An 18,970-nucleotide genomic window follows, 5' to 3' on the forward strand; every position below is an offset into this window, starting at 1 on the left:
ATAGCGTGTTAACTTTTGTATGTTAGTGATAGATTAAATTATTTCAATTTCTTTTTCAATTCGTTCTTGTCGATGTCATATTCCAGATGCAAAATCGAAATCAAATCTTCCTGAGAAAGTAAATTGTTTTTGTAATAATGAATTAAAATAGATTCAATCTTTGAAAACTCATGCAATGAATTTTGTTTAAAATGAGCTTCAATGAATTGATTATCTTTTGTTTTTAATGTGATCAAATTGCTGATACCATGCGATCCGTTCGGGTTTTCAAATTCTCCAAACTCTTTCACAGCCTTCCCCTGATAATCTTTGTTCTCAATAATAATTGAATATAAATTTTTGATGGGATAAAATTGATCTTTCACTGAAATCCCATCATTTGTAAACGTTAATTTTCCGGCAAAATTTCCTTTTAGTTCAGAAGAAGGTTTCTTAAAATAACCATTTAAATAAGCGACAACAGTTGCTAAAACACCAATAAAAATGTAATAATAAGTTTGATTTTTGAAGATGTTTAATTCCAGGAAAACAAAACTTATAACAGTAACAGCAACAAAAGATAAGATGACTTTTATAATTTTCTTTTTATCTTTTTTAGGCTTTTCGGGTACAAAAATGTCAAAACTATAACTATCCATGTGCAATTTCTTTACGAACTCTACTTAGACTTTCCGGAGTAATTCCTAAATAAGAGGCAATCATCCATTGAGGTATACGAGAAAGTTGATTTGGATAAAGACGCATAAATTCCAAATAACGTGTTTTAGCAGAAGCACCAAGAAGCAGATTGATACGGTCTTGCAGACTGCGAACATGATTTTGAATTAATTTGTTTTGAGCAACTAAATAATTGGGATTTAAACCTGAAATTAAATTGTTTAATTTTTCATTCAATAAAATAACAGTTGAATCTTCTATTGCTTGGATATAAAATTTTGATTGTTGCTTACAGAAAGCACTATTTCGATCGCTTACAATCCAGTTTTCAGTACCAAATTGTAAAACATGTTCTTTTCCGTTTTCATCAATTGTATACGAGCGAATAACACCCGATTCTACAAAAAAGTAGTCTTCAGTGTATTCTCCGGGAACTAAAATGAATTCATTTTTTTTGACGTGTTTTTCAACCAAAACATGTTCAATTTTAGTCCATTGTTCTTCGCTAAGATCAATAATGTTTAATAAATGTTTTTTATAATTTTCCATACATATAGCAGTGTTCAACAAATTTAAAAGAAATTAACGAATAAAAATGTATCAATATTTGTTACAATTAAAAATTTAATTTATATTTGCATCATTAAATCATAAAAATGAATAATTTAAGATTTGCAACAGCCATTCATATTTTAGTTTTAACAGAAAAATTTCAGGGTCAGTTAATTACTTCAGATTTTATTGCGGGAAGTATTAATGTAAATCCTGTTGTTGTTCGCCGTGAAATAAAATTTTTGAAAGAAGCAGGTTTTATCGATTCAAAAAAAGGAAAAGAGGGGGGGTGTTTTTTGGTAAAGAATCCGAATGAGATTCTACTTGGAGATGTATATAAAATTATGAACCAAGAAAATGTCTTTGGTCGTATGAATCAAACGAATCCGGAATGTCCGGTTGGTAAACAAATGAATGCGAATCTTGAAATTTTATTTCATCATGCAGAAACTGATTTAATTAAAACTTTAAATCATAAAACTTTAAAAGAATTTTCTGATGAATTTCAGTAAAATTTTTTACCTTTAAATGTAACAAAATTAATTACAATATATAAATCAAAAATTAATTAAAATGAGAGTAGCAGTAATTGGAGCAACAGGTTTTGTAGGCTCACATATCGTAGAAGAATTGGTGAATAGAAATCAATCGATCAAAGCATTTGCACGTCATACAGATACAATTCCTGATCATAAGAATGTAGCGAAAGTAGCGTTGGATGTGAATGATGTACAAGCTTTAGCAATAGATTTGAAAGGTGCTGATGTAGTGGTAAGTGCGTTTAATGCAGGTTGGGCAAATCCGACGATTTATGAGGATTATATAAAAGGAGCAAAAGCAATTGAAGAAGCAACAAAATTAGCAGGAGTAAAGCGTTTAATTGTAATTGGAGGAGCAGGAAGTTTATACGTGAATGATCAAAAAGAATTGCAAATTGTAGACACCCCTGATTTTCCTGAGGAAATAAAACAAGGGGCTTTGGCAGCACGGGATTATTACAATCTATTAAGACAAGATAACGATTTGGATTGGACGATGTTTTCTCCTGCGCCGGAAATGCATCAGGGAACCTCAGGAGAACGAAAAGGGACCTATCGATTAGGTCAGGATGTTCCTGTATTTGATGAGAATGGCCGTAGTATTTTGTCGGTAGAAGATGTTGCCGTTGTGATTGCCGATGAAGTGGAAAATGCTGAACATATAAAAGCAAGGTTTACAGCAGCTTACTAAAGTTATAATAAAATTTAAATAATGTTATTTTTTTAAGACAAATTCATTGTTTTTGGTATGATTTGTGAAAAATACAAATCAAATGCAAGAAAAAATGAAGTTGTTGATAGCTATAGGATGTTTAACCTTGAGTTTAGGTTTCGTCTTGTTATGCTCCTTTTTAAATCTTGAAATATTTTTTAATCAGCTTTTAGGCGTAGTTTTTCTATTCTGTAGTTTGTTAACCGGGTATTTAGGATTTAATTATTTGTTTGATTACCTGAATTATACCAGATTAATCAACAAAGGAGTAAAAGTTAAAGCTCATATAATAGAAATAAAAAGAAGTTTATTAGGAGAAAATCACTTACCGGATTATATTATCGAAGTCTTTTATAAACATCCTAATAATGAAAAAATTTACTATACAGAGTTTGAATATTTTGGAGATATAAATGCAAACAAAATACTGCAAAAAGGAAAAGATGTCGATATTCTAATCGATCCTCAAAATCCAGAAAATATATATTTCAAGAATGTCATATAAAAGGAACAAATTATTGTTCCTTTTCTTATTTTGTCAACTTAGTCAAAAAAAAGCGGTTCATTTTTGAACCGCTTTTTTAAGCTAAATTTATCTTTAAAATTATTTTAATTTTTTAGCAATATATATTTTTTCTGCTAACTGAACAGCTTTGTAGGCGTCAACAACTCCACCGGTTACTGAAATATCAGCTAAAGAAGGATTTTTGTTAACAGAATCCATTAAAATTTGTTTAATATCTATAGCTGTTAATTTTGGATAATGTGCCCAAACCAATGCTGCTACACCCGCTACAACCGGAGAAGCCATAGAGGTCCCGTCTTCATTTTTGTATTCACCATCTTTATTCGGAACAGTTGAGTAAATCGCTTGACCAGGGGCAAAGACATCGACAGATTTTTTACCAAAGTTTGAAAAGCTTGCTTTCAAGTTGGTATGATCCATTGTATTAGCACCAACAGTAATTACATTTTTTGAAATTTCGTTTCCTTTCTCATCAAATAATGTTGGATAATGAATTTCATCATCAATGTTTACGTTATCATTTCCGGCAGCTTTGATTAATAAAACACCTTTTTTCTCGGCATATTTAAATGCATCCCAAACGATTTGTTTGTCAGGAGAGTAGGCTTTACCAAATGACATGTTCAGAATTTTAGCTCCATTATCAGTTGCATATCGAATAGCATTTGCAACATCTTTATCACGTTCATCTCCATTAGGAACTGTGCGAACAGACATAATTTTTACATAACCATTTCCTGCAATACCATCCATACCGATACCATTTCCTGATTTTGCTGCGATAATTCCGGAAACGTGTGTTCCGTGTAAAGAATCTGGACCATCAACATCATTATTTCCATAATTGCGTTCAGATTTATCTGCATAATTGTCACCAACAATAGGGCGAGGGTCTAACTCGGTATTTAAGTTGATTTCCACTTGTTCTTTGTAGTATTTTGCACCACCAGAAATTTCGTCTCCAATTTCTTTGGTGAAATCCTTCATAGATTTACCTTCCCAAGCTTCTTTTGGTACTAATCCAAAAATCATCATCCCTTGCTGAGCCTCTTTAGATTTTGGTTGAAAGGCTACCATATTTTTTTCGTTCAACTCTTTGTCTCCCCACTCACTGTTTAGCGCAGGGAAAGCAATTTTAAACACCTCGTCCATTTGTCCGTATTGCGCGGCACCCTGTTTTGCTTCGGCTAATTTATTTTCGAATTCAGTTTTTATTTTCTGATAATCTTCAAATTCTTTTGGGTATTTAGTTTTGTTAGAAGCTGCATCTGCACTTTTTTCAAACAAATCACGGTATTTTACAAAAAGACGTGTTAATTCCAGTGTATCACCATCAACATTTTTCCCGTCTTTTCCTCCGATAAAATTCCAGCCGTGAATGTCATCTACATAACCATTTTTATCATCATCTTTGCCATTATTTGCAATTTCTTTTGCATTTGTCCAAATATTATCTTTTAAATCGGGGTGAGTAATTTCTACACCAGAATCTAAAACACCAACTATCAATTGCGATGGTTTACGTTTTTTAGATTCCAAAAACTGAATTGCTTTTTGTGTGTTAACACCGTATACTCCAGTTTCTTCCAGTGATTCATGCTGCCAAAATTTTTGATCAACTTTAGGTAAAGGTAATGCAGTTGTCGTTTCTTGTGCAAAAGATGCTACACCAAGAAACATTGCAACAGATATACTTAATAAGAACTTTTTCATAATCAATTTTGTCTATTTGTCGTGTAATGAATACGATTGTTACACGTTGATTTTTTTCTGTTTCCAAAATACAAAAAAGGCTCCAAAATTTGAAGCCTTTTTATAATGTTGTGTTAAAATTATTTTAATTTACGTTGTTTGTAAATTTCTTCAGCTTTTTGAACAGCTTTGTAAGAATCTACAACACCTCCTGTAACTGAAATATCTTTCAACTGATCGTTTTTATTCACTGTTTCCATTAAGATAATACGGATATCTTCGGCAGTTAGTTTCGGATAATGTGACCAAACTAAGGCAGCAACACCGGCAACAGCAGGAGAGGCCATAGAAGTTCCGTTTAAGAAACGATATTGATCAACACCCGGATAAGTTGCATAAATTTCTTGACCCGGTCCAAAAACATCAACAGATTTTTTACCATAATTAGAGAAACGAGCTTTTAAAGCGTTTGGATCTTTTGTAGATGCACCAACAGTTAAAACTGATTTAGAAACAGGCTGATTATTTTTGAAATTTGTAGGATAATGAACATGTACATCAATGTCTTCGTTACTGTTTCCAGCAGCTTTTACGATTAAAACACCTTTATCAGAAGCATATTTGAAAGCATCCCAAACTAGATTAGCGTCCGGAGAATATGGTTTCCCGAAAGACATGTTTAAGATTTTAGCTCCATTATCAACTGCATAATAAATTGCATTGGCAACATCTTTATCGCGCTCATCTCCATTTGGAACTGTACGAACAGACATAATTTTTACATTATTTCCTCCGATTGTTCCTTCAGAACCGATATTATTTCCTCTTACAGCTCCGATAATTCCTGCAACGTGCGTTCCGTGAGAAGATTCCGGTCCGTTAGAGTCTCCATTTCCATAAAAACGTTCTGTTTTATCAGCTGGATTGTCAACATTTTTGCGGTCAACCAAATCCAAATTTAAGTGAGAAGATAATGCGTCACCTTTAGCAGCACGGCGGGCAGATCCCAAGTAAGTATTCGAAACTTCTTTCATCGTTTTTCCTACCCATTGTTCTTCTTTTAACTCACCAAAAATCCACAAGGCTTCTAAGATTTGAGAATCTGTTGGCTGATAATTTTTTAAAATATCTTTTGATAATTTAGTTTCACCAAATTCAAGTACCATTTTATTTATACCACCTTCAACTGCGTTCAATTTTGATTGTGCAACTTGTTGGTTGTATTTTGCTTTTCCGACAGCACTTAAATATTCTTTTTCAATTTTTTGAAATTCTGCATATTCAGTTGGATTTTTTTTAATCGCATCCTGATTCTTTTTCTGATCATAAGTTGCATATTTACCTGATAGAGCTTTGTAAATACGCGTTAGCTCAGTCGTATCATCGTTATAATTGATTCCTTTTGCAGTTCCTAAAAAAGACCAACCATGCACGTCGTCGATGTAACCATTTTTGTCATCATCAATTCCGTTTCCAGGAATTTCTTTTGGATTTGACCACATATTTGCTTTCAAATCTTCGTGAAAATTCTCAACACCGCTGTCCAAAACACCTACAACAATTGTATTTGCTTTTCTTTTTTTGTCTTTTAAAAATTGTAATGCTTGATCTGTATTTACACCGTAAACACCAGTTTGTTCAATCCCTGCATGGTACCATTTTTCTTTTGGTACTTCTGTTGTTTGTGCTTGAGCAAACCCTAATGTAAAGGCAAATCCTAAAGCAATAAATAATTTTCTCATGTTGTTATTTTATTAAGTTTTTTAAATATACTGCGGCGCTTGGCCCTTCGCTAAAAAGTAAATCTAAGATACTCAAACCTTCTATAAACTCAAATTTATCATCAAAAACTTGCGCATATTCCGGTAAGTTGTATTGAGGAGCTTTTTTAGCAGAAAATTGATTTCTGAAATCATTTTCAGGAGTTATATTCTGATAAGTTTCGGTTTTAGAAATCTCTAAATCCAAGTTTAATTTTTTATTGATGAAATCAATGGTTTTTAGATTAAAATCTAATAAAAATTTTTCTTTTTGCGCTAAAATTGGAATAACTTCATCTTCATAATATTCGAAATATGGAGAACTTTGATAAGCCGATTTCAATGATTTGATGTGTTCCTTTTGCCAATCGTATTCATAAGAAGGTTGCAAATCTTTGAACAAACGTGTTCCGTTGTGTAAGATTGGAATATTCAACATCAATTTACCGTTTGCGCCTAAAATATACATGCGGTTACGGTAAGTTTGTTTTTGAAAATTTTCTTGAACTTCGATGGCTAAAGTTTGGCTTTTTACCATTTCTGCATAGTAATCAATCGGTCCAAAATAAAAAGCTGCAAACGTATTTTTCATTCTATTATTTTATATGGAAATGTGCATTACAAGTAACTTATAATGCACATTTATATTGTTTTTAATTTTATTATTCAGCGTATTTTAACCGCTCTTTTGACTAATATTTGTTCTTCTTTTTCTCTTTACGAGCTTTTACAACATCATATCCAATCCAACCAATTAACGCAATTAAAACATAAATTCCGTACGAAGTTTTGTCCGGGTTATCATTATTGATTGAAGTAAAGAAACGATTCCAAATAAATTTCTTAGGCGCAGCAGGTTCAAACATTCCGTTCATGTTTGCCCAAATCATAATTGGACGACCAATGATATGATCTTCTCCAACATATCCAAAGAAACGCGCATCTAACGATTGGTTTCTATTGTCTCCCATCATGAAGTAATAGTTTTGTTTAATTTCGTATTTATTTGTTTGTTGGTCATTGATAAATACATCAAACTTCCCATTTGCAGAATCGACACGTAAATTGTTGTGTTCGTATTTACGAATGATATTGATAAATTGTGGCAATGTTTCCTTTGTAATATCGACAACATCACCTTTTTTCGGAATGTATAACGGTCCGTATTGATCTGTATTCCAGTTTTTGTTTACAGGGAAAATGGTATTTGTACTATCAATTTTACCATTTACAATATGTTCTGTTTTTTCACCTATTGGTTGTAAAATTGGTTCTACCGAAACGACATTTGTATTTGATTTCATTGCTGTAACATGAGCATCAGTCAGGGCTGCAAATTGATAGATAAACGTTCCGTCAGCTTGTTTTGCAGCTTGATAATCTGTACTAATTATTCCAAAATTATCATACAACAACTTATCACTGAAAGGTGTTTTTACAACAACCATGTAAGAGTGCTGAACTTGCGCATCTTTCTTTGGAATGAATTTTTTATCGTTTACATATAAAACACCATTGCGAATTTGCACGGTTTCTCCCGGTAAGCCAACCAGACGTTTTACGTAAGCATCTTTCCGATCAATTGCCGTGTAAATAGAATCTGTAGGATAGTTGAAGACAACGATATCGTTTGATTTTAACTCTCTCCAACCAGGAATACGCATGTAAGGTAATCGTGCTTTATCAATGAAACCATCGCGGTAAATGAATTCAGAAAAAGGAATTCCAATAGGAGTCATTGGAACACGTGCTCCATGACTTACTTTTTCTACAAACAACGCATCACCAATTTTAATGGTATTTTCCATTGACCCTGTAGGAACAATCATTGGTTGAATAAACCAGTTATGAACCAATGTTGCTAGAACTAATGCGAAGATTAAGGAAGATACGAAGGTCGGTTTACGTTTCTCCGGACCTAAATATTTTGGATGATCTGAATAGTTAACCGCAAAAATATATAAACCTAAAGTCAAAACCATAATGACTTTGTCTTTCGTTTCAATTTTTCCGTAAGAATCCCCTAAATCGACGAAGAATACTAACCAAAAAATAGGTCCGACAATTGGCAAATAGAATAATATAATCCACCATTTCGGGCGGTGAATAATTTCTAAACCTTTCCAGATATTTAGAAAAGGAACATAAGCTTGAATAGCTTGCTTTCCGGCATTTTTATATAATTTCCAAGTTGCAGCTCCAAAGATTAAATTAGCAATTATAAAACCAATTAACCAGTAAATTAGTACATGCATAAGTTTTTGATATTTAGTATTTTAATTTAGTTCAGTTCAAGTACATCTTTCATTGTGAAAACACCATGTTTATTCCAAATCCATTCAGCTGCGATAACAGCACCTAAAGCAAATCCTTTACGAGAATGGGCGATATGTGAAATTTCGATGGTATCCACTTCAGAAGTGTATTGTACAATATGTGTTCCGGGAACATCTTCAATTCTTTTTGCTTCTACAGGAATAACATCACTGGCTTTTTCTTCCATCGACCAAGAATTATACGTAGAATTATCAATAATTCCTTCCGCAATTGTAATGGCTGTTCCTGATGGAGCGTCAAGTTTTTGCGTATGATGAATTTCTTCCAAATTTATTTGATATTCATTGCGGTATTTATTCATCATTCGAGCTAAGATAGAATTTAATTCAAAAAATAAATTAACCCCCAGACTAAAATTTGATGCGTATAAGAAAGCAGTATGATTCGCAATTGCGAGTTGATTTACTTCATTTTGTTTATCTAGCCATCCAGTTGTACCACAGATTGTTGCTACTTTATTTTCAAGTAATACTTTAAGGTTGTCATAAGCGTATTCCGGTCTCGAAAATTCGATTGCAACTTCAACTTCTGTTAATTCTTCCGGAAGAGGAGTACGAGATATTTTAAGCACAACTTCGTGTCCACGTTGAACTAAAATTTCTTCAATGGTTTTTCCCATTTTACCGTATCCTATTAATGCAATTTTCATTTTTATGTTCTAAAATTTTAAGTTAAATGCCAATCCTAAAACCGGCTCTAATGTCATTTCGTCTTGAATAATAGTGGGCTTGAATGACATTTCAGTATCATTACGAACTGTAAATAAATGTGCATCTACAGTTGCATCAACAATGTTTAATAAATACGCTAAAGCGGTCAAAGCAATACTATAATCACGTTTACGTTTGTAATCATCTTGAATCACAGCCAATTGATCCGGAGATAGAATTTCAGAAAATTCGTTTTGTGTACCTTCTCTGACTTCAATGTAAGCTTTTCGGTATTTTTTGTACAAATTATTATAATAAATTGTAAAACCGGTACCTGTTCCGACTAAACCAAGAGCTACCGGTGCTTTCCACCATTTTTTGTTGTACAGTTGTCCTGCACCTGGTAGAATAGCTGAATACAAAGATGCTCTGATTGGACTTTTTTCCATCAAAACTTCTTTACTCATACCTATGGTGTCTTTGGCAATGACTTTGTTCTCTACAACAACTAAAGAATCTATTTGAACCTGACCAAAAGAAAAAGTTGAAGAAACGATCAACCCCAGTAAAAATAATTTAATCTTCATTTAAGAATTTTCTTAATCGTTCAAATTCATCATCAGAAGTAAAATTTAAAATAATTTTACCTTTTCCATTATTTGCACGTTTTATCTCAACTTTCGTTTTTAATGAATTTGAAATAGAACTTAATGCTTCTTTATACTGAGAAGGGAGCTCAGTAGATTTTTTCTCCGGTTTACCTTCTTTTATTGATTTGATTAATCGTTCTGTATCCCGAACAGATAAATTGTTTTTGACAATTTTTTCGTAAATATCAAATTGTAAATCTGAATCATCAATCGCCATTAACGCACGCCCGTGTCCCATTGAAATCATTCCGTCACGAATTCCCGTTTGGATGATAGGATCTAGTTTCAATAAACGGAGATAATTTGTAATGGATGTCCTGTCTTTTCCAACGCGTTTACTTAATTCTTCTTGTGTTAACTTGATCTCATCAATTAATTGTTGGTAAGAAAGTGCAATTTCAATTGCATCTAAGTCTTGACGCTGAATATTTTCGACCAATGCCATTTCCAGCATTTCCTGATCGTTTGCTAATCGAACATAAGCCGGAATTGTTTTTTTACCCGCTAATTGAGAAGCACGAAAACGTCTTTCACCCGAAATCAATTCATATTCACCAGTTGGTTTTTTCCGAATTGTGATGGGTTGAATAACGCCTAATGTTTGTATTGACGATACCAATTCCTCTAAAGCTTTTTTATCGAAATTCGTTCGTGGTTGCCAGGGATTTGCGGTTATTTTTTCTAAATCTATTTCTAAGATATTTCCAACCAATTTCTTCGCACCTTCATCTTGTGCCGTTTTTACAGTTGGCTCGTCTTTTAATAGAGCAGATAATCCACGTCCTAAGCGATTATTTTTATTTGGCTTTGCCATTTTATTTAAACTGTATCGTTGTTGTTAATTAAAAATTCACGCGCTAAATTTAAGTAATTTTCTGCACCTTTACTTGCTGCATCGTACTGAATAATTGTTTCACCAAAACTTGGTGCTTCAGACAAACGTACATTTCGTGTGATAATCGTTTTAAAAACCATTTGCGGAAAATGATTATTCACCTCATCTAAAACCTGATTAGAAAGGCGTAGACGCGAATCGTACATCGTTAACAATAAACCTTCAATATCCAGTTCTTTGTTGTGATGTTGTTGAATTCCTTTTATAGTATTTAATAATTTTCCTAAACCTTCTAATGCAAAATATTCGCACTGAATAGGAATAATCACAGAATCTGCCGCTGTAAGAGCATTTAAAGTAATCAATCCTAGAGAAGGCGCACAATCTATAATAATATAATCATATTGATCTTTGATTTCCGACAATGCATTTTTTAACATATACTCGCGGTTGTCGTAATCTACAATTTCAATTTCGGCAGCAACTAAATCCAAATGAGCGGGCATTAAGTCTAGGTTTGGCGATTCTGATTGTAAAATAGCTTTGCTCGCAAGTACTTCATTCTCCAAAACTTCATACGTTCCAGCTTCAATTTCATCCAAATCAAAACCTAAACCAGATGTTGCATTTGCTTGCGGATCTGCGTCAATTAATAAAACTCTCTTTTCTAAAACACCTAATGAAGCGGCTAGGTTTAACGATGTTGTCGTTTTTCCTACACCACCTTTTTGGTTGGCAATAGCAATAATTTTACCCATAATTTACGTTCAAAACGATTTCAAAAATACAATATTTAACCTTGTTAAACCTTAAAGAAAAAATAAATTTTTGAACAATTGTTGAATGATTAAAAGATTTAATAAAATAGATACAATAAAAACTATAAGTTGAAAGCTTTGCCAACAAAATTTTTATTTTGGGTGTAATTGAAAGTCTTTGGCTATCATAAACTGATTATTTATAATAATTAATTTATGCCTAGCGTATCTTCTTTCGCCAAAAACTTTAATTTTAACTTGATGTTTTATACAGATTTTTTCAATACTTTCGACAATAGAAATAGGAGCATTTAACAGTTTTCCATTCCCGTCTTTAATATTTTGTTTAAATGTTTCAAGATGAATACCAGAATTTATTTCAATATACTCTTTCCAACTTCTCCAACCTTTAATTATAAAATTGATTGCGTGCTCAATTTCATATATAAAAGTGCTTATATCAGCAGGACTTGAATTTATATAAACTTCGAGAGTACTTTCATTATGATTAATCAATAATGGATGCTCGGAATAATATTTTAAAATGCCATCATCCTTTTGTTTTAGGAAAACTTCTTTTTTCTCTATGTAATTCAATCGATAGCTGTTATTCTCTACATTTAAAACGACAAATGTTGTTTTAAAATCTTCAATTTTTACATTTTGATGGTTTATACTTTCAATTTGTATTTCGTTCAATGGATCATATTTTTCTGAAATATAGTAAAACTAATTGTCATTATTTTCTAAGACAATGACTAAATAGATGACAGATTTTAAAATATTTCTTGATAAAAATTAGTATAATTTTATCTTTTTAACAGAATTAAAAAACTTATATTTGCGAGAAGCATTTTTATAATTTTTTTAATAAAAAAAGTTGATGAGTTTTAACCTTTTATTCGAAAGCGTTGAAAATAGAAAAAGTCTCAACGCATTACTTTTAATGAACAGAAACGAGTATAAGAATTATTCTTTCCCTTTGTTGCTACGCAATGTCTATTATGCGATACGTTTGTAATACCCTAATTTTTGACACCAAAAATTTTTAGAATTATTAAACACACGTAACATTTATAAAGCATAATGAAAACTAAATACATAGATTTAATCACGCAGTCATTTGACTTTCCTCAAGATGAATTTGAATTAGACGGAGAGTACTTAAAATTTAACGGAATCGACTTAAAAGCATTGGTCGAAGAGCACGGAACGCCATTAAAATTTACTTATTTACCAAAAATTTCGCAAAATATCCAAAAAGCAAAAGGCTGGTTTGAGAAAGCGCGTGAAGAATTAAACTATGAAGGAACGTACAATTATTGTTATTGTACAAAAAGTTCTCACTTTCGTCACATTTTAGGCGAAGCATTGAAAAATGACATTCACATCGAGACATCTTCTGCATTTGATATTAATATTGTAGAAAGTCTGATAGAAGAAGGATTAATTACAGATGATAAATATGTTGTTTGTAATGGATTTAAACGAGAAGAATATGTAGAAAATATTGCTCGTTTGGTCAATAACGGACACCGTAAAACAATCACAGTAATAGATAATTACGAGGAAGTCGATTTGTTTTCAGAAGCAATTGAAGGTGATTTTGAAATTGGAATTCGTATCGCTTCTGAAGAAGAACCTAAATTTGAATTTTATACGTCTCGTTTGGGAATTGGTTACAAGGATATTGTACCGTTTTATCAAACTATGGTAAAACCAAATGAACGCATTAAATTGAAAATGCTTCATTTCTTCATCAACACAGGAATTAAAGATAATTCTTATTATTGGAACGAGTTGACAAAATGTTTGAGAGTTTATGTGAACCTTAAGAAAGTTTGTCCTGAGTTAGATAGTTTGAATATAGGAGGAGGATTCCCAATTAAAAATTCATTGAATTTTGAATACGATTACGAATATATGGCAAAGGAAATTTTGTTGCAAATAAAAATGATTTGTGATGAAGAAGGTATTCCTGTTCCAAATATTTTTACAGAATTCGGTTCGTATACAGTAGGAGAAAGTGGAGGAGTAATCTACAAAATTCTATATCAAAAGAAACAAAATGATAAGGAGTATTGGGACATGATTGATTCTTCTTTTATGACGACTTTACCTGATGCCTGGGCAATTTCGAAACGATTTGTCATGTTACCAGTTAACCGTTGGTATGATAAATACGAACGTGTATTGTTAGGAGGTTTAACATGTGATTCGGATGATTATTATAACTCTGAACAACATGTAAATGCGATTTATCTTCCGAAATACGATCAGGCAAAACCATTGTACATCGGTTTCTTTAATACAGGAGCCTACCAGGATAATATCAGTGGATTTGGCGGAATTAACCATTGTTTAATTCCTCAGCCTAAATATATTTTGATCGACGAGAATTATACGGCAAAGGTATATTCTGAAGAACAAACCCATCAGGATGTGTTAAATACATTAGGGTATAAATAATTGAATTTTAAATAAATAAAAAATAAATAAAATGAGCAAAGGACCAATCAGTCAGTTTATAGAGCATAATTACAGACACTTTAATGCAGCAGCATTAGTTGATGCTGCAAAAGGATATGAAAAGCACCTATTAGAAGGAGGCAAAATGTTAATTTCTTTAGGTGGGGCAATGTCTACTGCTGAATTAGGAGTTTCGTTAGCAGAGATGATTCGTCAGGATAAAGTACATGTTATTTCTTGTACAGGTGCAAATCTGGAAGAGGATGTGATGAACTTAGTTGCGCATTCTCATTATAAAAGAATTCCAAACTGGAGAGATTTAACACCGGAGCAAGAACGCGAATTGTTAGACAATCATTACAATAGAGTAACAGATACTTGTATTCCGGAAGAAGAAGCGTTTCGTCGTTTACAACAACATTTAGAAGATGTTTGGCATGCAGCTGAAGAGAAAGGTGAGCGTTATTTACCACACGAGTTCTTGTATCAAGTTGTGAATTCAGGAGTTTTAGAGCAATACTATGAAATTGATCCGAAAGATTCTTGGATTGTAGCTGCAGCTGAGAAAAATTTACCTATCGTTTGTCCGGGTTGGGAAGATTCAACAACAGGAAACATTTTTGCGTCTAACGTTATCAAAGGTAATTTAAAAGCTTCTACAGTAAAATCTGGAATTGAGTATATGATTTACTTAACAGAATGGTACCGTGCAAATTCAGCTGGCAAAGGTGTAGGTTTCTTCCAAATTGCAGGTGGTATTTCTGGAGATTTCCCAATTTGTGTTGTGCCAATGATGTACCAGGATTTAGAATGGACTGATGTTCCTTTCTGGGCATATTTCTGTCAAATCTCTGATTCTACAACATCTTACGGTTCTTATTCCGGAGCTGTTCCGAATGAAAAGATTACGTGGGGTAAATTAGATGTTGATACACCTTCATTTATTATTGAATCTGATGCGACAATCGTGGCGCCATTGGTTTTCAACTATATTTTAGGAAACTAGTTGGAATAATTTCAAAAAACATAAAAAAAACCACTTCATTTGAAGTGGTTTTTTGTTTTATATGTAGGTATTAAGCTTTCATTGCTTCACCAGCTTTTCTATGTGTAAATTTGCCATAAATGTGTCTTCTTGCAAAACGGCTAGGAGAGTCGGAGTTAACCATTTTGATGTACGTGTTTTTTGGTATTCCGAAATACTCGTAATGATTTCCATCCAAATGCTCAATTTTCAAAACGTGTTCATCCATATAAAAATCATGGATGTTAGATTTTGTTGTGGTTTCAGTATATTCAACCTTATTTTTTTCGTGTGTTTCGGGGTTAATACTCACTAAAAAATGATACGCTTCGATTACCAATTTACTTTTTTCCTCTGCTTCCAATTTTCCTGCTTCATTATTCACAAATTTATCAGGATGCGCATCTTTCATCGTATTTCTGTAAATTGTTTTTAACTCTTTTAAAGTCGCGGTTTTGTCAACTCCAAGTAATTTTCTGTGCTCTACAACGTTTTTCATAATTTCGATCCTTATTTTCGATTTGCAAAAGTAAGGATTATTCATCATGAAAAAAGAACGAATTGATTTTTAATGCCCATAACGTTCATTTAGCTGGTGGTAAACAATCTTCTTTTTATTAAGAATTTGATATTCAATTCCAATACTATCTCTATTTACAGCGACTAATTCTGCTTGTTGTATAGGTGAATTTTTCAATGTATATAAATTGTCGTTTTCTTCGCTTATATCTAAAACTTTACTTAAAACTTCTAAGTAATCAGGTCGACATAAATTTTCTGATTTTTCTAAAATCACCATTTTTGGAGTGGTTCTATAAATGTACACACGCTCTTTTGAAAGAATTTGTTTGTTTAGTTCAATTCTATAATCATCATCAATTTTAAGATGTTGCAGGGAATTACTTCCGATTAGAAAACTAATTATTGCAAAAAAAGGAAGTGCCATCGGTAAGATACTTAAACCGATTAAAGCCACTAAAATAATAGTGTAGATTTTGATTAATTTCTTTTTCCAATAGACAATAATAAAGAGTATGGTGGTGAAAATCCATAGCCACGCAAGAATTCTGTAGGTATTGATTCCTCTGAAATGCAAGTTGAATTGATTCAAGATGATTTCCAAGAGAATAAACAGAATGGTTGTTCCGAAATAATATTTAAGGGTTTTATTCAAGGTATACGGTTTGCAAACAAATATATTAATATTATTGAATATCGTGTGTTGATTGTTAATTTATAGAATAATTGTAATTTTAGAGAAGCAACAACAAATAAAAAATATATGAATCTGAAGGACGTTCCCGAATTGAAAATTGCTATTTTAGATTTGCCGTCTAAAGAAAAAGATAAGCTTCTTTTACGTCTTGTAAATAAGGATGAAGCGTTGGTAGAGCATTTGCATTTTCAATTGTTAGAAGATGAAAAGGATTTAGTAAATCGAGTAAATATAATCTATGAAAAGATTGATTTACAATATAAAAAGTCACATCACTTAATCAATCAGATTAATATAAGTCGCAGCCACCGACAATTGCTTTTGACGCTTAAGACGTTAAGCGGAATTGTTAATTATCACGTCCAAATAACAAAAGATAAAGTGTCAGAATTCGAGTTGAGAAAATATATCTTACAAGAATCTTTTACTCGTTATTCCTATCTGTTTAATAAATATACAATAGGGGATAATGCAGAAAAACTATACAAGTATCAGTTAGGAAGGTTAAAACTGATTAGCTCCCTTTTTGAGAAATTTCACGAAGATTTAAAATATGATTACGAAACTGACATTGTCCAAATTAACAGTTTTTTAAAAGATACACCTATTAGTTTTCGTATTGGATGAATAAAAGAGAGTATTTTTTGTTGTGAAAAATTTTCATTAAGAATGATTTAAAGCGTTTATTTTAAGTAAATTGGTCTGTTTTTTGTTGATGCTAAATCCAAAGAGTTAACAAACTATTAATTTAATTTATTGTTAAATATTTGAAAAAAGAATAGTTAGTTCTGTGTAAACAGAACTAACTATTCTATATTTGCAAAGTTTTTAGATTAAACACATTATGAATACAGAAAACAATGCTTGTAATATGGATCTTTTTTGCAGTTTTAGTGCATTTTTGGAGAAAACATATAAGTTTCCTCCTTTAACAGCTAAACTACAAGCATATATGGTTTTGGAATCTAATGAAGAAGGATTTACATTCGAAGAGCTTTTGGAGGTCTTTAATGTCAGTAAAAGTTCTTTATCAAATTCGATTAACTATCTATTGTCAATGAAGCATATCGAATACATCAATAAAATTAATTCTCGTAAAAGATACTTTAGATTAAATTTTAATTACCTGACAGAGAAATTGGATTTTTTATTCGAAATGATTTCACAGGATATTGTTTTTACAAATCGTATAAAAGAGCATAAGACAGCTAATAATACACTTTCTAAAAATGAAAAGAATAGAGTAATAGATATTTATTTAGATCACCTCAATCAAACCAAAGAATTATTAGATGAAACTATCCAAAAAATTAATAAAATTCAACTAGAAAATAAGTAAAAGTAATATGAAAAACGTTAACGTTATAATGGTTGGTGCTTTAGCAATGGCATTGAGTTCTTGTGGAAAGAAAGACAATGCTGCTCAACAAGCACAAGGTCCAACACCCTATCCGGTAGTTGATGTGCCTACAAAAGTTGTGACTAGTTATGATGAATACCCTACAAATATTGAAGGTATTGTGAATAATGAGGTTCGTGCTAAAATACAAGGTTACATTACAGAAGTTTATGTAGATGAAGGACAATATGTACAAGCCGGACAACCTTTGTTCAAATTGGAAACAAATGTATTAACTCAAAATGCTGATGCTTTAAGATCAGGAGTTGGTGCTGCCCAAGCGAGTGTGAAAGCAGCTCAGGCAAATGTAAGTGCTGCCCAAGCTGCTGTAAATGCTGCTCAGGTTGAAGTGAATAAACTAACTCCATTGGTTCAAAAGAATATTATTAGTAATGTACAATTAGAAACGGCAAAAGCTAATTTGGCTCAGGCGCAAGCAGGACATAACCAAGCGGTAGCTGCCTTAGCTCAAGCAAAATCTGGTGTAACACAAGCACAAGCGAATTACAAAGGAGCACAAGCGAATGTAGACTATTCTGTTGTAAGAGCACCTGTTAGTGGTGTTGTTGGTTCTATTAATTCTCGTCAAGGTACCTTGGTTGGTCCAACAGACCAAACAGCTATTACCGTAGTTTCTAATACAGCTAAGGTTTATGCATATTTTTCAATGAATGAAAAAGAGTATTTAAACTTTATTTCAAAATCTGAAGGAGCTACTTTAAAAGATAAATTAAATAAAATTCCACCAGTAGAATTGGTTTTAGCGAATGGAGATATTTATCCAGAGAAAGGAAAAATCCAAACAGTTACAGGGCAAATTAACCCAACTACTGGAACAATAGATTTCCGTGTAACATTTAACAATGCAGCTAAACTTTTAGCTAATGGAAACTCTGGACGTATTCGTGTTCCAAAAACATATGTTGATGCATTGGTTGTTCCTGCTGCCGCTACATTTGAACAACAAGGAATGACTTATGTTTACAAAGTTAAAAATGATTCTGCGATTGCAACACCAATTACTGTTGTGGATAATACAGGTAACATTGTTGTTGTAAAAGAAGGCGTTAAGAAAGGAGATAAAGTAGTAGCACAAGGTGTTGGAAAATTAAGAGATAAAACACCTATAAAACCTACACCTTCAAATTTTGATCAAATCGTAGAATCTACAAAACCAGTTTTCTAAAAAACGCA

The 18,970-nt window shown here is 32.2% G+C and carries 21 protein-coding genes; 8 read left to right on the forward strand and 13 right to left on the reverse strand.

What is annotated here, in order from left to right; genetic code table 11:
- Positions 1–38 precede the first annotated feature (38 nt).
- Both H277_RS0100985 and H277_RS0100990 read right to left on the reverse strand, forming a co-directional pair.
- Positions 39–638: a hypothetical protein gene (locus tag H277_RS0100985; protein ID WP_019973692.1), complete on the reverse strand. Its 600-nt coding sequence runs from the start codon at positions 636–638 to the stop codon at positions 39–41.
- Entirely contained in the window at positions 631–1,206 is a 576-nt protein-coding gene (locus H277_RS0100990; RefSeq protein WP_019973693.1) for a Crp/Fnr family transcriptional regulator, read from the reverse strand. The genes H277_RS0100985 and H277_RS0100990 overlap by 8 nt, the downstream gene beginning before the upstream one ends.
- A 107-nt stretch (positions 1,207–1,313) precedes the next feature.
- On the opposite strand from H277_RS0100990, the gene H277_RS0100995 reads away from it, so the two are divergent.
- From H277_RS0100995 to H277_RS0101005, 3 genes are all read left to right on the forward strand, one after another.
- Positions 1,314–1,721: an RrF2 family transcriptional regulator gene (locus H277_RS0100995; RefSeq protein WP_019973694.1), complete on the forward strand. Its 408-nt coding sequence runs from the start codon at positions 1,314–1,316 to the stop codon at positions 1,719–1,721.
- 61 nt (positions 1,722–1,782) lie between these two features.
- Positions 1,783–2,439, forward strand: a complete 657-nt coding sequence (locus H277_RS0101000) for an NAD(P)-dependent oxidoreductase (protein WP_019973695.1) — start codon at positions 1,783–1,785, stop codon at positions 2,437–2,439.
- Between the two features lie 94 nt (positions 2,440–2,533).
- On the forward strand, positions 2,534–2,965 hold the full coding sequence (locus H277_RS0101005) for a hypothetical protein (RefSeq protein WP_146810289.1): 432 nt from the start codon (positions 2,534–2,536) through the stop codon (positions 2,963–2,965).
- Positions 2,966–3,064: 99 nt separating this feature from the next.
- On the opposite strand, the gene H277_RS0101010 is transcribed toward H277_RS0101005, so the two are convergent.
- The 9 genes from H277_RS0101010 to H277_RS0101050 form a co-directional block, all read right to left on the reverse strand.
- On the reverse strand, positions 3,065–4,699 hold the full coding sequence (locus H277_RS0101010; protein WP_019973697.1) for a S8 family peptidase: 1,635 nt from the start codon (positions 4,697–4,699) through the stop codon (positions 3,065–3,067).
- A gap of 119 nt (positions 4,700–4,818) precedes the next feature.
- Entirely contained in the window at positions 4,819–6,420 is a 1,602-nt protein-coding gene (locus H277_RS0101015; protein ID WP_019973698.1) for a S8 family serine peptidase, read from the reverse strand.
- Between the two features lie 4 nt (positions 6,421–6,424).
- A complete protein-coding gene (locus H277_RS0101020; protein WP_019973699.1) occupies positions 6,425–7,030 on the reverse strand; it encodes a WbqC family protein in 606 nt (201 codons plus the stop codon).
- Positions 7,031–7,130: 100 nt separating this feature from the next.
- Positions 7,131–8,693 carry a signal peptidase I gene (lepB, locus tag H277_RS0101025; protein ID WP_019973700.1) on the reverse strand — a complete coding sequence of 521 codons (1,563 nt, stop codon included), beginning with the start codon at positions 8,691–8,693 and terminating at the stop codon, positions 7,131–7,133.
- 26 nt (positions 8,694–8,719) lie between these two features.
- A complete protein-coding gene (gene dapB, locus H277_RS0101030; protein WP_019973701.1) occupies positions 8,720–9,424 on the reverse strand; it encodes a 4-hydroxy-tetrahydrodipicolinate reductase in 705 nt (234 codons plus the stop codon).
- 9 nt (positions 9,425–9,433) lie between these two features.
- Entirely contained in the window at positions 9,434–10,012 is a 579-nt protein-coding gene (locus H277_RS0101035; RefSeq protein WP_019973702.1) for a DUF5683 domain-containing protein, read from the reverse strand.
- Positions 10,002–10,889, reverse strand: a complete 888-nt coding sequence (locus H277_RS0101040) for a ParB/RepB/Spo0J family partition protein (protein ID WP_019973703.1) — start codon at positions 10,887–10,889, stop codon at positions 10,002–10,004. Before H277_RS0101040 ends, H277_RS0101035 begins: the two co-directional genes overlap by 11 nt.
- 5 nt (positions 10,890–10,894) lie before the next feature.
- Positions 10,895–11,668 carry a ParA family protein gene (locus H277_RS0101045; protein WP_019973704.1) on the reverse strand — a complete coding sequence of 258 codons (774 nt, stop codon included), beginning with the start codon at positions 11,666–11,668 and terminating at the stop codon, positions 10,895–10,897.
- 153 nt (positions 11,669–11,821) lie between these two features.
- Positions 11,822–12,367 (reverse strand): hypothetical protein, encoded by a 546-nt coding sequence (locus H277_RS0101050; RefSeq protein ID WP_019973705.1) that lies wholly within the window; start codon positions 12,365–12,367, stop codon positions 11,822–11,824.
- A 387-nt stretch (positions 12,368–12,754) separates the two neighbouring features.
- Between H277_RS0101050 and H277_RS0101055 the strand changes: the two genes are divergently transcribed.
- Together H277_RS0101055 and H277_RS0101060 are read left to right on the forward strand one after the other, a co-directional pair.
- Positions 12,755–14,137 carry a type III PLP-dependent enzyme domain-containing protein gene (locus H277_RS0101055; RefSeq protein WP_019973706.1) on the forward strand — a complete coding sequence of 461 codons (1,383 nt, stop codon included), beginning with the start codon at positions 12,755–12,757 and terminating at the stop codon, positions 14,135–14,137.
- 31 nt (positions 14,138–14,168) lie between these two features.
- Positions 14,169–15,143, forward strand: a complete 975-nt coding sequence (locus tag H277_RS0101060) for a deoxyhypusine synthase family protein (protein WP_019973707.1) — start codon at positions 14,169–14,171, stop codon at positions 15,141–15,143.
- A gap of 70 nt (positions 15,144–15,213) precedes the next feature.
- On the opposite strand, the gene H277_RS0101065 is transcribed toward H277_RS0101060, so the two are convergent.
- Together H277_RS0101065 and H277_RS0101070 are read right to left on the reverse strand one after the other, a co-directional pair.
- Positions 15,214–15,660 (reverse strand): KTSC domain-containing protein, encoded by a 447-nt coding sequence (locus H277_RS0101065; protein ID WP_019973708.1) that lies wholly within the window; start codon positions 15,658–15,660, stop codon positions 15,214–15,216.
- 69 nt (positions 15,661–15,729) lie between these two features.
- Positions 15,730–16,335: a hypothetical protein gene (locus tag H277_RS0101070; protein WP_019973709.1), complete on the reverse strand. Its 606-nt coding sequence runs from the start codon at positions 16,333–16,335 to the stop codon at positions 15,730–15,732.
- A 108-nt stretch (positions 16,336–16,443) separates the two neighbouring features.
- On the opposite strand from H277_RS0101070, the gene H277_RS19550 reads away from it, so the two are divergent.
- The 3 genes from H277_RS19550 to H277_RS0101085 all read left to right on the forward strand — a co-directional run bounded on the left by H277_RS19550 (position 16,444) and on the right by H277_RS0101085 (position 18,962).
- Positions 16,444–17,004 (forward strand): hypothetical protein, encoded by a 561-nt coding sequence (locus H277_RS19550; RefSeq protein WP_019973710.1) that lies wholly within the window; start codon positions 16,444–16,446, stop codon positions 17,002–17,004.
- Between the two features lie 217 nt (positions 17,005–17,221).
- Positions 17,222–17,716 carry a GbsR/MarR family transcriptional regulator gene (locus tag H277_RS0101080; protein WP_019973711.1) on the forward strand — a complete coding sequence of 165 codons (495 nt, stop codon included), beginning with the start codon at positions 17,222–17,224 and terminating at the stop codon, positions 17,714–17,716.
- Between the two features lie 7 nt (positions 17,717–17,723).
- A complete protein-coding gene (locus tag H277_RS0101085; RefSeq protein WP_019973712.1) occupies positions 17,724–18,962 on the forward strand; it encodes an efflux RND transporter periplasmic adaptor subunit in 1,239 nt (412 codons plus the stop codon).
- Positions 18,963–18,970: the final 8 nt, after the last annotated feature.

It is taken from the genome of Empedobacter brevis NBRC 14943 = ATCC 43319 (assembly GCF_000382425.1).
Classification (GTDB): Bacteria; Bacteroidota; Bacteroidia; order Flavobacteriales; family Weeksellaceae; genus Empedobacter; species Empedobacter brevis.

Coding starts and splice junctions, on each gene's coding strand:
- H277_RS19550 (WP_019973710.1), top strand. CDS start 16,444: ATGAATCTGAAGGACGTTCCCGAATTGAAAATTGCTATTTTAGATTTG.
- H277_RS0101045 (WP_019973704.1), bottom strand. CDS start 11,668: ATGGGTAAAATTATTGCTATTGCCAACCAAAAAGGTGGTGTAGGAAAA.
- H277_RS0101080 (WP_019973711.1), top strand. CDS start 17,222: ATGAATACAGAAAACAATGCTTGTAATATGGATCTTTTTTGCAGTTTT.
- dapB (WP_019973701.1), bottom strand. CDS start 9,424: ATGAAAATTGCATTAATAGGATACGGTAAAATGGGAAAAACCATTGAA.
- H277_RS0101005 (WP_146810289.1), top strand. CDS start 2,534: ATGAAGTTGTTGATAGCTATAGGATGTTTAACCTTGAGTTTAGGTTTC.
- H277_RS0101010 (WP_019973697.1), bottom strand. CDS start 4,699: ATGAAAAAGTTCTTATTAAGTATATCTGTTGCAATGTTTCTTGGTGTA.
- H277_RS0101055 (WP_019973706.1), top strand. CDS start 12,755: ATGAAAACTAAATACATAGATTTAATCACGCAGTCATTTGACTTTCCT.
- H277_RS0101035 (WP_019973702.1), bottom strand. CDS start 10,012: ATGAAGATTAAATTATTTTTACTGGGGTTGATCGTTTCTTCAACTTTT.
- H277_RS0100990 (WP_019973693.1), bottom strand. CDS start 1,206: ATGGAAAATTATAAAAAACATTTATTAAACATTATTGATCTTAGCGAA.
- H277_RS0101020 (WP_019973699.1), bottom strand. CDS start 7,030: ATGAAAAATACGTTTGCAGCTTTTTATTTTGGACCGATTGATTACTAT.
- lepB (WP_019973700.1), bottom strand. CDS start 8,693: ATGCATGTACTAATTTACTGGTTAATTGGTTTTATAATTGCTAATTTA.
- H277_RS0101085 (WP_019973712.1), top strand. CDS start 17,724: ATGAAAAACGTTAACGTTATAATGGTTGGTGCTTTAGCAATGGCATTG.
- H277_RS0101065 (WP_019973708.1), bottom strand. CDS start 15,660: ATGAAAAACGTTGTAGAGCACAGAAAATTACTTGGAGTTGACAAAACC.
- H277_RS0101060 (WP_019973707.1), top strand. CDS start 14,169: ATGAGCAAAGGACCAATCAGTCAGTTTATAGAGCATAATTACAGACAC.
- H277_RS0100985 (WP_019973692.1), bottom strand. CDS start 638: ATGGATAGTTATAGTTTTGACATTTTTGTACCCGAAAAGCCTAAAAAA.
- H277_RS0101040 (WP_019973703.1), bottom strand. CDS start 10,889: ATGGCAAAGCCAAATAAAAATAATCGCTTAGGACGTGGATTATCTGCT.
- H277_RS0101000 (WP_019973695.1), top strand. CDS start 1,783: ATGAGAGTAGCAGTAATTGGAGCAACAGGTTTTGTAGGCTCACATATC.
- H277_RS0100995 (WP_019973694.1), top strand. CDS start 1,314: ATGAATAATTTAAGATTTGCAACAGCCATTCATATTTTAGTTTTAACA.
- H277_RS0101015 (WP_019973698.1), bottom strand. CDS start 6,420: ATGAGAAAATTATTTATTGCTTTAGGATTTGCCTTTACATTAGGGTTT.